Raw genomic sequence first — 13,703 nt, forward strand, 5'->3', positions numbered from 1 at the left:
CCATGGCGGGCGCCATTTCACTCACACCGGGCGGCAACACGGCCCTCACCGGCGACCGGGCGCGGGCCGAGGTCGCCGCGACCGGCCCGGCCGTCGACGTGTCCGCGGTCCTGCTCGCCGAGAACCGCAAGGTCCGCGACGACACCGACCTGGTCTTCTACAACCACCCGGCGCAGGACGGCGTCAGCGTGCAGGGCCAGGGCGTCGCCGTCGACCTGCCGCGCGTCCCGCCCGCCGTGCAGACGGTCGCGGTCGTGGTCAGCGTGGACGCGAACCGCCCCGGCGCGGTCTTCGACGGCGCCAGCGGCCTGCGGGTGACGGTCACTTCGGGCGACGGGGTGATCTCCTTCGAGCCCCCGCCGTGCCGGCTCGGCGAGACGGTGGTCGTGCTCGCCGAGTTCTACCGCCGGGCGGGCGCGTGGAAGGTGCGCGCCGTGGGACAGGGGTACGCCGACGGACTCGCCGGGCTGGCCCGCGACTTCGGGGTGTCGGTCGACGACGAGCCGGCCGCGGCCGCGCCGCCGGCGCCGTCCCCGCCCACGGTGCCCGACGCCGTCCTCTCGCCGCCCACCCTCCAGACCCCCTCCCCCGCCCAGCAGTTCGGGCCGCCGCCGGACATGGGCCGGGCGCCCGCCGGCACGGGGCCGGCGCACCCGGGTCCCGCCGCGGCGCCGCCCGCGTGGGCACCGCCGCCGCCCGGAGCCGCGCCCGCGCAGCTGCCGCCGCCCGCGCCGTGGGCACCTCCGGTGGCCCCGCCGCCCGCCGCGCCGCCCGCGCCGCCCCGGGCCGCGCCGCCGATGCCCGCGCAGGCCCCCGCGATCAGCCTGGAGAAGGTCGAGCGGGCCGCGCCCGCTCTGGTGAACCTCTACAAGCAGGCCGGGATCTCCCTGCAGAAGCAGGGCATCACCGGCCAGCGCGCCGCGGTCTACCTCGTGCTCGACCACTCCGCGAGCATGAAGTCGTACTACCGCAGCGGCACCATGCAGCACCTGGCCAACCAGGTCCTCGGGCTGTCCGCGAACCTCGACGACGACGGCGTGGTCCCGGTGGTCTTCTTCAGCAGCCGGGTCGACCTGGTCTCCGAGATCTCGCTCGACAACCACGCCGACCGGGTCGAGGTGCTGCACCGCAAGTTGCCCTGGGGCGGCACCTGTTACGCCCCCGCGATGCGCGCGGTGATCGACCACTACCAGCAATGCGGCGCCACCGACCCCGCGTTCGTGGTCTTCCAGACCGACGGCGAGCCCTTCGACCGCGGCGAGACGAAGCGGCTGCTCCAGCAGACCTGCACGCTGCCGATCTTCTGGCAGTTCGTCGGCTTCGGAAATCCGCGCGGGCTGAAGTTCCTCCGGGGCCTCGACACGCTCAAGGGCCGCGCGATCGACAACGCGGGGTTCTTCGCCGCCGGCCACGATCCGCGCGAGCGCGGCGACGCCGAACTCTACGACTGCCTCATGTCCGAGTTCCCGAGCTGGCTGAAGACGGCCCGCGCGGCCCGGGTGATCCGCTGAACCGGATACCTCCACCCGTGCGGCACTACCGGCATACCACCTTTTCTTCGCACTTCGGCCTGCGGCCCGGCATAAACCAAAGGGCTGCCATGTTGTTATGTGGTTCGGCGACTGCCGTCACAGCTTCATCGGCCATACTGCTTGCCGTGGAGCAGCAGCGCATAGGTTCGATCACCCCGTCCGTGCCCGCCGCCGGCCTCGACCCGGCCTTCGTGCCCGGCCTGACCCCGCCGCGCTCCGACGCGGACGAGGCGGCCGGCACCGTCCCGGAGCAGGCCGGCGCCGCGGAGGACGCGACCGCCGAGGAGCCGCCCGCCGAGGCGGAGGCCGCGGCCGACGACGCCGGCGAGCCGGCGGAGGCCGACGCGGAAGCCGCGGAGGACCCCGAGAGCGCAGGGGACGCCGAGGACACCGCGGACGCCGAGGACCCGGCTCCCGACTTCGAGGTCTCCGACCGGCGCGGCGCGATCATCGCCGACCGGATCGGGGTCCGCTTCCGCCTCGACGAGGAGGAGGCGGACTTCCGCTGGGACGAGATCGCCGCGGTCGAGATCGACACCCCTCGCTTCGGCCGCCGTTTCAGCGTCACCGTCTACACCCCCGAGCGCCGCTGGTACGAGGCCCAGGTCGAGGCCACGTCCCGCGGCCGGCTCAAGGAGTGGACCGCCCAGCTCGACGCCGTCCTCGACACCTACTTCGAGGACGAGGAGGAGAAGGCGGCCAAGGCCGACGCCGAGGCGAAGGCCGAGGAAGCCGGTGCGGACGCGGACGCGGAGACGACCCCCTCGGACACGGCCGCGGAGGCATCCGACGAGGACGCCGAGGCGGAAGCGGACACGGACGCGGACGCGACTTCGGACGACGCGAAGGCGTCGGACGAAGAGGCGGCCGGGTCCCCGGCGGACGACGAGGCGGAGCCGGCCGGCACCGCGTCCAAGGGCGCCAAGAAGTCCTGACCCCGGCTCCCTGAGCGGCGCGGCCCCGCGCACCACGCGCGAGGGGCCGCGCCGCTCAGGGACGCCGAGGGGATTGAGCTGCACGCCACCGGCTGCGCGCTCACCCCCGCTGGGCGGATGCCCCGGGGGTCAGGCCCAGCCGTAGAGCTCCCGAAGGCGGTTGACCACGAGGTTGAACCGCCCGCGGTCCAGCGCGCACGCCTCGCGCCGCATCCCCTGCTCGTGCAGCCGCATCACCCGGTCGAGGACGACCCAGGAGTCGCGGCCCTCGCGGTCCCAGGGCCCGGACCCGAGGGCGAGCCAGTCCCCGCCGTCGTGCCGCTTGCTGGTGAGCTGGACGGCGAGCAGGGTGCCGGCGTCCTCGCGGGCGACCACGAGGACGGGACGGTCCTTGCCGCGTCCGTCGTGCTCCTCGTAAGGGACCCAGGTCCAGACGATCTCGCCGGGGTCGGGGTCGCCGTCGTGGACCGGGGCGTACACGGTACGGACCCGGCCCACGTCGCGCGGGTCGGCCTCGGTGGTGGCGTAGGGGCCGCTGGAGCCCGGGATGTCGGCGTGGCTGTCGGTGAAGGTCGTCACGCGGACGACCGTAGCGGCCCGACCGGCGACGTCACCAGCGGCCGTGCACCTGGGCCCGGATCCGCCGGTCGTACAGGTCGCGCACGCCGTCGAGCACGCTGCCGGGCAGTTCCGGCAGTTCGGCCGCCGCGGCATTGGCCCGGGCCTGCTCCACCGACCGGGCCCCCGGGATCACGCTGCTCACACCGGGCTGCTGGATGATCCAGCGCAGCGCGGTCTGCGCGGGGGTGGCCCCGCGCGGCGCCAGCTCGGCGAACTCGGCCGCCGCCTCCAGCCCGGTCTCGAAGTCGACGCCGGAGAAGGTCTCGCCCTGGTCGAACGCCTCGCCGTGCCGGTTGAACGTCCGGTGGTCGTTCGCCGCGAAGACCGTGTCGCGGGTGTACTTGCCGGTGAGCAGCCCCGACGCCAGCGGCACCCGGGCGATGATCGCGACGCCGGCCTCGGCGGCCGCGGGCAGCACCTCCTCCAGCGGCTTGAGCCGGAACGGGTTGAGGATGATCTGCACGCTGGCCACGCCGGGGCGGGCGATCGCGGTCAGCGCCTCCGCGCAGGTCTCGACGCTGACCGCGTAGTGCGCGACGCGCTTCTCCGCGACCAGGGTGTCCAGCGCGTCGAAGACGGCGTCGGAGGAGTAGACGGCGGTCGGCGGGCAGTGCAGCTGCACCAGGTCGAGGGTGTCGACGCCCAGGTTGGCGCGGGAGCGGTCGTTCCACGCGCGGAAGTTGTCGAGGGAGTAGTTCTCCGGGAGCTGCTCGGCGCGGCGGCCCATCTTCGTGGCCACGAACACGTCGAGTTCGGGGTGTGCCTTCAGGTAGCGCCCGATCAGCTGCTCGCTGCGGCCGTCGCCGTACACGTCCGCGGTGTCGAAGAAGTTCACGCCGGACGCCACCGCGGCGTCCAGCACCGCCACCGCGTCCTCCTCCCGCACCTCCCCCCAGTCCGCCCCCAACTGCCACGTCCCCAACCCCACCACGGAGACTTCTCGGCCGGTCCGGCCCCATACGCGCTTGTCCATGCTCCCGAGCTTACGAGCCCGGGCGCCGGACCCCGAGGCGGGGCGGCCGACCACCGCGGGCCGGGGCGGGCGCCCTAGCGGGTCCGGGGGAACAGGTGCGAGTAGCGGTCGACGAGCGACACCAGCGCCACCCGCTGTCCCGGCGTGATGTCGCCGGCGAGGTCGCTCTCGCGGATGTGCGCGCGGCGCAGGAACTCGTGGGTGTCCATCGCGGTGAGCGGGCGCACCGAGCGGACCAGGGCGGAGACGGTGAGGCCAGCCGCGACCTCGTCCCCGGAGGTGGCCCGGCGCAGGACGCGGGACAGTCCGCTCGCCCCCTCCGCGGCGACCTCACTCAGCAGCAGGGCCCGGCGATGGGCCGCATCGGAGCCGTACAACGTCATACGCCCACCTCGATCGCTCTCGGGATTTTCACCGCATTCACCGATGTTCCTCCCGATTCGTCCCCACGCCACGAGCGTACGCCCGAACCGCCCGGCACAAGACCTGGTAACGATTTTCACTTTCTCTCACCAAGCGCTTGATACTGACAACCGTTTTCACTTAGCGTCGGTCCCCGTGAGAACTTCGATACGCCCCCTCGCCGCAGCCGCCCTCCTCCTGACCGCCGCCACCGCGACGGCCTGCTCGACGTCGTCCGGCGACGCGGCGGGCTCCACCGGCAAGGGCACCGCCCCCGGCGGTGCCGGCACCACCATCCACGTGGTCGCCGCGGAGAACTTCTGGGGGAGCATCGCGACCCAGCTCGGCGGCTCCCACGTCAAGGTGACCAGCATCATCACCAACCCCGAGACCGACCCGCACGACTACGAGCCGACCGCGTCCGACGCCCGCACCGTGGCCGGCGCGCAGTACGCGATCGTCAACGGCATCGGCTACGACGCCTGGGCGGACAAGCTGCTCGCCGCGTCCCCGTCGGCCGGCCGCAAGGACCTGGTCGTCGGCGACCTGGTCGGCATCAAGCCCGGCGGCAACCCGCACCGCTGGTACTCCCCGCAGGACGTGCACCAGGTGATCGAGCGGATCACCGCGGACTACCAGCGGATCGACCCGGCGGACGCGGCCGACTTCGACCGGCTGAAGACCACCTTCGAGAACACCACCCTCGGCCCGTACAACCAGGAGATCGCCACCATCAAGGCGAAGTACACCGGCACCCCGATCGGCGCGTCGGAGTCGATCGTCAGCCCGCTGGCCGACGGACTCGGCCTCAAGATGCTCACGCCGTCCTCGTTCCTCACCGCGATCAGCGAGGGGTCGGACCCGACCGCGCACGACAAGTCCGCGATCGACGCGCAGATCAAGGACCGGAAGATCAGGATCTACGTCTACAACAGCCAGAACTCCACGCCCGACGTGCAGCAGCAGGTCAAGGAGGCGAAGGCGGAGGGCATCCCGGTGGCCACGGTCACCGAGACGCTGACACCCGCGGGCGCGTCGTTCCAGCAGTGGCAGGTGCGCCAGCTCCAGGGGATCGCGGCCGCGCTGGCGAAAGCGACCGGCCGGTGATCCCCGGGCAGGGCGGATCGCAGCCGCCCCCGCGGCGGGCGGACGCAGCGGCTCCGGACGCACCGGCTCCGGCAGGCGCGGCGGACCGGGCGGGCGGGGACGACCCGCGGGCCGGGTCAGGGCAGGCCGGGTCCCCGCATCCCTGCTGCCCCGTCCTGGAGATGCGCGACGCCGCCGTCCGGGTCGGCGACCGCACCCTGTGGTCGGGGGTCGATGTCCGCATCGAGCGGGGCGAGTTCGTCGCGGTACTCGGCCCCAACGGGGTCGGCAAGTCCACGCTGCTCAAGGTGCTGCTCGGCCGGCTCAGGCCCGAACCGGGCAGCGAGATCGAGGTGCTGGGTGCCCGCCCGGGTCGGGCCGGCGACCGGATCGGCTACCTGCCGCAGCGCCGCGGCTTCGACCCGAGCCTGCGGATCAGGGGCACCGACCTGGTGCGGCTCGGCCTGGACGGCGACCGGTGGGGCACTCCCCTGCCCGCTCTCCTGCCGCTGCCCGGCAACCGCCGTCGGGCCCGGGCGGCGGCCGACCGGGTCGCCGAGGTGATCGAGACGGTCGGGGCGAGTGGCTACGCGCACCGTTCGATCGGCGCGTGCTCCGGCGGCGAGCAGCAACGCCTGCTGATCGCCCAGGCGTTGGTACGGCGGCCCGACCTGCTCCTGCTCGACGAGCCGCTGGACAGCCTCGACCTGCCCAACCAGAGCGCGGTGGCCGCACTCGTCGGCCGGATCTGCCACGAGCACGACGTCGCCGTGGTGATGGTCGCCCACGACGTCAACCCGATCCTCCACCACCTGGACCGGGTGGTGTACCTCGCCGAGGGCGGCGCCGTCTCCGGCCGCCCGCACGACGTGATCACCGGCCCCACCCTCAGCCGCCTCTACCGCACCCCGGTCGAGGTCCTGCGGACGTCCGGCGGCCGCCTGGTCGTGGTCGGCGGCCCCGAGGCCCCCGCGCTCCACGCCGACCGCCACCCGCCGCACCGTGCCAGGCCGCGGACGGAACCCGACGTCCCCGAAGGCGCCCGCCCGGTCCGGCACTTCGTCAGGGGGGCGCGGCGTGCGCGTGGTTGAGCTCGCGTCGGGCGGGTTCTCCTGGAACCCGGTCAGCGACGTCACGCAGATGTGGGCGTACCCGTTCATGGTGAACGCCTTCCGCGCGGGGGCGATCGTGGCGGTGCTCGCGGGCTGCGTGGGATGGTTCCTGGTGCTGCGCCGGCAGACCTTCGCCGGCCACTCGCTGGCGATGGTCGGCTTCCCGGGCGCGGCCGGCGCGACGCTGATCGGGGTGAGCGCGTCCGCCGGGTACTTCGGGTTCTGCGTGGCCGCCGCCCTGGTGCTGGCCGCGCTGCCCCGCGCCGGACGGCACTCCGGCGGCGCGGAGGCCGCGCTGACCGGCACCGTCCAGGCGTTCCTGCTCGCCTGCGGCTACCTCTTCGTCGCGCTCTACAAGGGCTTCCTCAACGGCGTGAACGCCCTGCTCTTCGGCAGCTTCCTCGGCATCACCACCGACCAGGTGCTGGTGCTGTTCGTGGTGGCCGCCGCCGCGCTCGCCGGGCTCGCCGCGGTCGGGCGCCCGCTGCTCTTCGCCTCGGCCGATCCCGATGTGGCCGCGGCGCGCGGGGTGCCGGTGCGGGCCCTGGGCACCGTCTTCCTGGTGCTGGTCGGCGCCACGGCCGCCGAGGTCGGGCAGATCACCGGCTCGCTGCTGGTCTTCGCGCTGCTCGTGATGCCCGCGGCCACCGCCCAGGCCCTCACCGCCCGCCCTGCGCTGGGCCTCGCCCTGTCGGTGCTGCTCGCCCTGGCCGCGACCTGGCTCGGCCTGGTCGCGGCGTACTACTCGCCCTACCCGATCGGCTTCTACGTGTCCACGTTCGCGTTCGGCGGGTACGTGCTGGCCCGCGCCGGAAGCGGCACCCTCCGCACCGTACGGAGGCTGTCATGACGGCACCGGTCCGCGCCGCCGCGCTCGCCCGCGCCCACTCACCCGGCGCCGCGCTGGACCAGCTCGCCGCCGGGCCGCTGTCGCACCCGTACTTCCAGCACGCCCTGCTCGCCGGCACCGCCATCGCCGCCGCCTGCGGCCTGGTCGGCTACTTCCTGGTGCTGCGGGCCCAGGTCTTCACCGGGGACGCGCTCAGCCACACCGCGTTCACCGGCGCGCTCGGCGCGCTCGCCCTGGGCTACGACCTGCGGCTGGGCCTGTACGCGACCTGCGTCGTGGTGGCACTGCTGCTCGGCACCCTCGGCAGCGGGGCGAAGGCCGACGACGTGGCGATCGGCAGCCTCTTCTCCTGGACGCTCGGCATGGGCGTGTTCTTCCTGACCGTGTACACCACCACCCGCTCCACGGCGAACGGCGGCGCCGGCACCAGCGTGCTGTTCGGCTCGATCTTCGGGCTGTCGTCGGGGCAGGCCTGGCTCGCCGCGGCCGTCGGCGCCGCCGTGTGCGCGGCCCTGCTCGCCCTCGCCCGACCGCTGCTGTTCGCCTCCATCGACCCGGACGTGGCCGCCGCCCGCGGCCTGCCGGTCCGCGCGCTCGGCTACGGCTTCCTGGTGCTGGTCGGGGTCTGCGCGGCCGAGGCCACCCAGGCGATCGGCTCGCTGCTGCTGCTCGGCCTGCTCGCCGCCCCGGCCGGCGCCGCGCACCGGCTCACCGACCGGCCCTACCGCGCGCTGGCCCTCGCCCCGATCCTCGCCGTCGCCGAGGTGGTCGCGGGGCTCGGCCTCGGCTACGCCGTCCCCGACCTGCCGCCGAGCTTCGCGGTGGTGGCGACCGCGACCGCCGTGTACGCGGCGGCGTACACGGTCCGGCCGGTGGCCGCGGCACACGCCCGCCGCACCGGGCGCCGCCGGCCCGCTGACCTGCCCGTGTTTCCGCTGACGGATACGGGCAACCCGGACAGGACAACCCCCTCGATCCGGAGGTGAAGGTCGTGGCGCACGCGAACGGGTCCGCCAAGTCAGTGGGGACGCTGGTCAAGCAGGGCAGCGAGCAGCTGTCCGACCTGGTGAGACAGGAACTGAAACTGGCGCAGGCCGAGCTGACGCAGAAGGGCAAGCGGGCCGGGATCGGCGGCGGGCTGTTCGGCGCCGCCGGGCTGATGGCCTTCTTCGGCCTCGCCGCCCTGATCACCGCCGCGATCGCCGCGATCGCCGGGCCGCTGACGGTGTGGGCGGCCGCGCTCATCGTGGCGGGCGGGCTGCTGCTCATCGCCGGGATCGCCGCGCTCATCGGCCGCGGCGAGGTGAAGCACGCGGTGCCGCCGGTGCCGGAGGAGACCGTGGACAGCGTCCACCAGGACGTGGTGAGCCTGAAGGAGAGGGCCAGGCGATGACCCCTCGTACCGATCCCCACCTCGCCGAGCTCGAACGGCAGATCGCGGAGACGCGTGAGGCGCTGGGGCAGACCGTGGAGGAACTCGCGGCGAAGGTCGACGTGCCCGCGCGCGCGAAGGAGAAGGCCGCCCGCGCGGCGGAAGGGCTGCGGGCGAAGCTGCCCGGGAAGGGGGCCGGCGGGGGCGACCGCGCGGCGATTCCCGAGGTTTCCGCGGGGGCGGAAGGGTCGGGGGCGCATCGTGTCGAGGTCGCGGAGGGTGCGGCGCCGTCCTCCCGCGCGCGGGTTGCGGCGTTGGCTGCCGCCGGGGTGTCCGCGGCTGCGGCCGGTGCGCTGGTCTGGTTCCACCACGGAGCGGAATAGGGCGACCCTGACCCTCCAGGGTGCCCCTGCCCGCCGGTTGAGGGACCACCTGTCGGTGGTGGGTTGCTCGCGCAGTTCTCCCCCAGCCTGGCGGCTGGGAGGTGCCCCCACGCGCCCCTGGATCTGTGCGGCTCCCTCCGCGAAAGGGGGTCGGGGGCACCCTTGGGGTCAGGCTTGACCTGGAGCGCGCTCCAAGGTGTTCCCTGGGGGGATGGATTACGTGCAGCTCGGTCGGACGGGGCTCAAGGTGAGCCGAGTGGTGCTGGGAACGATGAACTTCGGGGAGGGAGTGGACGAGGAGGGCAGCCACGCGCTGATGGACGCCGCGCTGGACGCGGGCGTGAACTTCTTCGACACGGCGAACATCTACGGGGTGGACGACCGCAAGGGGTACACCGAGGAGATCCTCGGCAACTGGTTCGCCCAGGGCGGCGGCCGGCGGGACAAGGTCGTGCTGGCCACGAAGGTGTACGGCAACGTCACGAACGACGGCAAGGCGTGGCACGAGCAGTCGTGGCCGAACTTCGACCGGCTGTCCGCGCTGAACATCCGCCGCGCGGTGGACGCGAGCCTGAAGCGGCTGCGCACCGACTACATCGACGTCTACCAGTTCCACCACGTCGACCGGGCCACGCCGTGGGAGGAGATCTGGCAGGCGATCGACGTCCTCGTCCAGCAGGGCAAGATCCTCTACGCCGCGTCCAGCAACTTCGCCGGCTGGCACATCGCCCAGGCCAACGAGGCGGCCGCCCGCCGCGGTTCGCTCGGCCTGGTCAGCGAGCAGTGCCTGTACAACCTCTTCGAGCGCCGCGCGGAGAGCGACGTGATCCCCGCCGCGCAGGCGTACGGGCTCGGCGTGATCCCCTGGTCGCCGCTGCACCAGGGCCTGTTGGGCGGCGCGCTGCGCAAGGAGCGGGAGGGCGGCATGGTCCGTACGTCCGGCGGCCGCTCCGGCCGCGGCCTGGCGGACCCGGCGGTGCGGGCACGGATCGAGGGCTATGAAGAGCTCTGCGAGAAGCACGGTGTCGAGCCCGGCGAGGTCGCCCTCGCCTGGCTCCTCACCCGGCCCGGCGTCACCGGCCCCATCGTCGGCCCGCGGACCGCGGCGCAACTCGAATCCGCTCTGCGCGCGGCCGAGTTGACCCTCTCCTCGGAGTTCCTCGGCGAGCTGGACACCCTCTTCCCCGGGCCCGGCCCGGCCCCGGAGTCCTTCGCCTGGTGAGCGTGCGGTGAAACTTCTCCCGGACGCGCGGCTCCGGCGGGCCCGAGGGCTGCGCGTCCGTCTCCCAGTCGGTACGGTGTCCGCGGGAGAGGGAGTAGGGGGAGACGATGGGTGATCAGAGCAGCCAGCAAAAAGTGCCGAACCCGGCCGTGACCGATCTGAAGAACCTGCGCAAGGACCTCGCCACGGACGTCGAGACGTACCGGGACGCGCTGGAGAGCACCGCGAGCGACATGGGCGGCAAGAAGGTCTGGACCGGCAAGGCCGCGAGCGACTGGGAGAAGCAGGTCACCCACCAGCGTTCCCAGGTGAAGACGCAGGTCGACAAGCTGCTGCCGATCATCGACGCGGAGATCGCCAAGCTTCCGGCAGAGGTCTCCCCGGCGGAGGCCAAGCAGTACTACATGGACCAGCGCATGTACACCTGACCGACGCCTCCCGCGCGCCGTGCCGGGGTCACTCCGCCGCCGCGCCGCTACGCAACCGTCAGCACAGCAGGCAGTACCCACGGGGGAGCACACGGATGACCGAGTTCTCGGGGATAGACCCCCTGGCGCTCAAGGGCATGATCTCGTCGTTCAGCACGGACAAGGAGTCCCTGCACGGCGCCTACAACTCCTACTTCTACCGCTTCGGCCAGCACGGCCTGGACACCGCCGCGCTCACCAGCCTCAACACCATCGCGACCTGGATGGACGACCAGGTGCCGGGCCTCAAGCGCCGCTACACCCTGGCGGTCGGCCTGGAGCACGGCGGGGACCTCAAGACCGTCGTGCAGGTGCCCGAGCCGGTGATCAGCAGCGCGGCCGCGCAGAAGCAGGCCCAAGACCTCGCCAAGCAGCTCGCCTCGGTCAAGGAGCTGGACGGCAAGGGCGGCGACCAGTACCACCAGATCGCCCTGGAGCTGGCCAAGCACCAGGACGACCCCGACTACTGCTCGGCCTTCTACGCGGCCCTCAAGCCGCCGAACCTCGCGGTGAGCATGCCGAGCCTGCTGGCCGCCACGGGCAGCAAGACCGCCCCGAAGGACCTGGAGGCGTTCAGCAAGGCGCTGGGCGAGGCGACTCGCGCGCCCTACCCGGCCGCCGGCTTCGACAAGGTGAAGGCGCTGTACACCACCGCTGTGCCCAAGGGCGACTACGGGGCCGGCTGGGACCGGATGGCCATGATGCAGTACGGCGACTTCGACTCGACGTTCGCCGCCGCCGCCACCCGTGCCGCCGTCCTGGACCAGCTCGCCAAGGACCCCAACCAGGACTTCCGCGGCACCATGACCAACGCGCAGCAACTGGGCCTCCCCCAGGACACCGTGGCGATGGCCCTGGGCGTCCTCGGGAACAACGGCCCGGCGGCCTTCACCGCCATCGCGCAGATGGGCGACCCCAAGAACCCCGACCTGCAGGGTCACTTGGACGCCCTCTTCAAGTACGCCAAGTGGGACTCCGACGTCCAGACCAACCTCGGCAAGGCCGTCGACGCCGGCGCCGGTGTCACCGGCCACACCGACGCGCAGGGCAACTGGCACGCGGACCCCGAGAAGCACGACGACTACCAGAGCACCTTCGCGTACTGCGCGATGCTCGCGGCCGGCAACAACGCCGACGAGGTCGACAAGTACTTCGACGGCTGGGCGAAGCAGGACATGGGCCGGCTGGCGGCGTCGTACCCGGCGGAGATGACAGCCGGCGGCAACGACCTCAACCAGAACGTCACGGAGTCCATGCTCGGCGTCCCCGCGGACTACACGAACATCCCGGGCGTCAACCCCGCCTTCACGCTCAGTTCCGCGGACACCTACAAGTTCCTGAAGACCTTCGCGGGCGACGACTCCTACACCGCGCCCTACGACGAGGTGATGGGCAACTTCCAGCACGACATCCTCGTCAAGTGTGCGCAGGAGGACGCGAAGGCCGTCCAAGCCGGCAAGGCGGACCCTCAGCACTACGACATCGCCTCCCTCGCGTTCGGCAACACGGGGCGGCTCCAGTACGACGCCGAAATGAAGGTTCGCGGCGACATGGACGCCTCTGACGAGGCGAACCGTGAGGGGCTCAAGCGCCTGATCATCCTCGGGTCGGAGGTCGCAGGGGAGCCGGAGATGGGCTATGGCGCCACGCTTGCCTGGCGTGTCTTTTCCTTCTCCGCCAAGGAATACGGTGGCGCGGCCTACGTCGACCACGGCGAGGAGCGTACCGAGGGGGTCAACGACAAGAACTACGAGATGCTCATGCAGACCCGCTACAACATGACATCCACGCTGCTGGAGGGTGGCTGGCAGCAGTCGACACCGCTGCCCGACGACCTCAAGGGTCCGGACGGCAAGCTCAAGCCCTTCGAAGAACTCGCCAAGGACAACGACCTCGACTCGTTCAACGACTGGGTCAACGAGCAGCGCACTGTCCCTGGTCATGACGGCGACCCCAGCAGCCCCACGGGTTCGCTCCAGCAGAAGCAAGCCATTGCCGGTGGCCTCATGGACACGTCCCAGGCCGACGGGGTCGCCCACGAAGTGGACGGCGGCTGACCGTCCGGCGGAGTCGAAAAGGCGGTTCCGGGCCCGTCGCAGGACCCGGACCGGCTCAGCCTGTGCGCAGACACTCCGTGTGGCCCGAGACGCTCCACACCTCGGTGGTGGCGTGTTCTCCGGAGGCGGTCGCAGTGACCGTGAGGTGGATGCCGGACTTCTTGTTCACCAGGATCTGGGAGTTGCGGGTGTAGTAGTCGTTCTTCGGCTTCGCGTCGAAATCGATGCTGTAGCCACGGTCCTTCATCCACGCATCGACCACCGTGGTGACGTCCAGATACGTGTGCACCGGGCCGATGGTGAACGTCTGCTGCCCGGCGAAGGTGTAACTCGCCTTGCCGTGCCCGCAGGACACCGCCTTCGTGCCATCCTGGGTGACCGTGAACGGGGTCGTGGCCTTGTTGGACGAGCGCTCCTTCTGCGCCAGCCACTTCGCGTCCGCGGACATCTTCGCCGCGGAGTCGGCCGCTTTCGGCCCGGAGGGCGAGCTGGAGCACGCGGTCGCGGTGAGCGCGAGCACCACCGCGCCCACCGCACAGGCCGAGGTCCACACGGCGCCTCGCGACGGGTGGTGCGGTCGTGCGGACACCGGCATGCGGGCTCCCCCGTGTGTGTGGCCTGACCGGCGCGGTCATGGACGGCAGTTCGGAAACTATCGCACGGCACGCCGGGACGGGAGGGGGCACCCGAG

Annotated in this window: 15 protein-coding genes; 11 read left to right on the plus strand and 4 right to left on the minus strand. The window is 72.4% G+C overall.

Features of this window, described 5'->3' with window-relative positions:
• The first annotated feature begins 2 nt into the window (after window positions 1-2).
• A complete protein-coding gene (locus tag C4U44_RS12770; protein ID WP_103885878.1) occupies window positions 3-1,511 on the plus strand; it encodes a VWA domain-containing protein in 1,509 nt (502 codons plus the stop codon).
• A gap of 146 nt (window positions 1,512-1,657) precedes the next feature.
• Complete coding sequence (locus C4U44_RS12775) at window positions 1,658-2,467, plus strand: hypothetical protein (protein ID WP_103885879.1); 810 nt, start codon at window positions 1,658-1,660, stop codon at window positions 2,465-2,467.
• A gap of 129 nt (window positions 2,468-2,596) precedes the next feature.
• On the opposite strand, the gene C4U44_RS12780 is transcribed toward C4U44_RS12775, so the two are convergent.
• From C4U44_RS12780 to C4U44_RS12790, 3 genes are all read right to left on the minus strand, one after another.
• A complete protein-coding gene (locus C4U44_RS12780) occupies window positions 2,597-3,046 on the minus strand; it encodes a type II toxin-antitoxin system PemK/MazF family toxin (RefSeq protein ID WP_103885880.1) in 450 nt (149 codons plus the stop codon).
• Between the two features lie 31 nt (window positions 3,047-3,077).
• On the minus strand, window positions 3,078-4,061 hold the full coding sequence (locus C4U44_RS12785) for an aldo/keto reductase (RefSeq protein ID WP_103885881.1): 984 nt from the start codon (window positions 4,059-4,061) through the stop codon (window positions 3,078-3,080).
• Window positions 4,062-4,135: 74 nt separating this feature from the next.
• Window positions 4,136-4,444 (minus strand): hypothetical protein, encoded by a 309-nt coding sequence (locus C4U44_RS12790; RefSeq protein WP_103885882.1) that lies wholly within the window; start codon window positions 4,442-4,444, stop codon window positions 4,136-4,138.
• A gap of 175 nt (window positions 4,445-4,619) precedes the next feature.
• Between C4U44_RS12790 and C4U44_RS12795 the strand changes: the two genes are divergently transcribed.
• From C4U44_RS12795 to C4U44_RS12835, 9 genes are all read left to right on the plus strand, one after another.
• Entirely contained in the window at window positions 4,620-5,570 is a 951-nt protein-coding gene (locus C4U44_RS12795) for a metal ABC transporter solute-binding protein, Zn/Mn family (protein ID WP_235032037.1), read from the plus strand.
• Window positions 5,571-5,731: 161 nt separating this feature from the next.
• Entirely contained in the window at window positions 5,732-6,640 is a 909-nt protein-coding gene (locus C4U44_RS12800; protein WP_103885884.1) for a metal ABC transporter ATP-binding protein, read from the plus strand.
• Window positions 6,627-7,511 carry a metal ABC transporter permease gene (locus C4U44_RS12805; protein ID WP_235032038.1) on the plus strand — a complete coding sequence of 295 codons (885 nt, stop codon included), beginning with the start codon at window positions 6,627-6,629 and terminating at the stop codon, window positions 7,509-7,511. The genes C4U44_RS12800 and C4U44_RS12805 overlap by 14 nt, the downstream gene beginning before the upstream one ends.
• Entirely contained in the window at window positions 7,508-8,497 is a 990-nt protein-coding gene (locus C4U44_RS12810) for a metal ABC transporter permease (RefSeq protein ID WP_103885885.1), read from the plus strand. The genes C4U44_RS12805 and C4U44_RS12810 overlap by 4 nt, the downstream gene beginning before the upstream one ends.
• A gap of 5 nt (window positions 8,498-8,502) precedes the next feature.
• The gene (locus C4U44_RS12815) at window positions 8,503-8,904 is read left to right on the plus strand and encodes a phage holin family protein (protein WP_235032039.1); all 402 of its coding nucleotides are present in this window, start codon (window positions 8,503-8,505) and stop codon (window positions 8,902-8,904) included.
• Window positions 8,901-9,266, plus strand: a complete 366-nt coding sequence (locus tag C4U44_RS12820) for a DUF3618 domain-containing protein (protein WP_103885887.1) — start codon at window positions 8,901-8,903, stop codon at window positions 9,264-9,266. Before C4U44_RS12815 ends, C4U44_RS12820 begins: the two co-directional genes overlap by 4 nt.
• 211 nt (window positions 9,267-9,477) lie before the next feature.
• Window positions 9,478-10,488, plus strand: a complete 1,011-nt coding sequence (locus tag C4U44_RS12825; RefSeq protein WP_103885888.1) for an aldo/keto reductase — start codon at window positions 9,478-9,480, stop codon at window positions 10,486-10,488.
• 107 nt (window positions 10,489-10,595) lie between these two features.
• Entirely contained in the window at window positions 10,596-10,916 is a 321-nt protein-coding gene (locus C4U44_RS12830; protein ID WP_146088256.1) for a hypothetical protein, read from the plus strand.
• Window positions 10,917-11,011: 95 nt separating this feature from the next.
• The gene (locus tag C4U44_RS12835; protein ID WP_103885890.1) at window positions 11,012-13,012 is read left to right on the plus strand and encodes a hypothetical protein; all 2,001 of its coding nucleotides are present in this window, start codon (window positions 11,012-11,014) and stop codon (window positions 13,010-13,012) included.
• A gap of 55 nt (window positions 13,013-13,067) precedes the next feature.
• Here C4U44_RS12835 and C4U44_RS12840 read toward each other — a convergent pair whose 3' ends face one another.
• On the minus strand, window positions 13,068-13,601 hold the full coding sequence (locus tag C4U44_RS12840; protein WP_146088257.1) for a hypothetical protein: 534 nt from the start codon (window positions 13,599-13,601) through the stop codon (window positions 13,068-13,070).
• Between the last annotated feature and the right edge of the window lie 102 nt (window positions 13,602-13,703).

This window comes from Actinacidiphila yanglinensis, from assembly GCF_900107965.1.
GTDB classification, from domain to species: domain Bacteria; phylum Actinomycetota; class Actinomycetes; order Streptomycetales; family Streptomycetaceae; genus Actinacidiphila; species Actinacidiphila yanglinensis.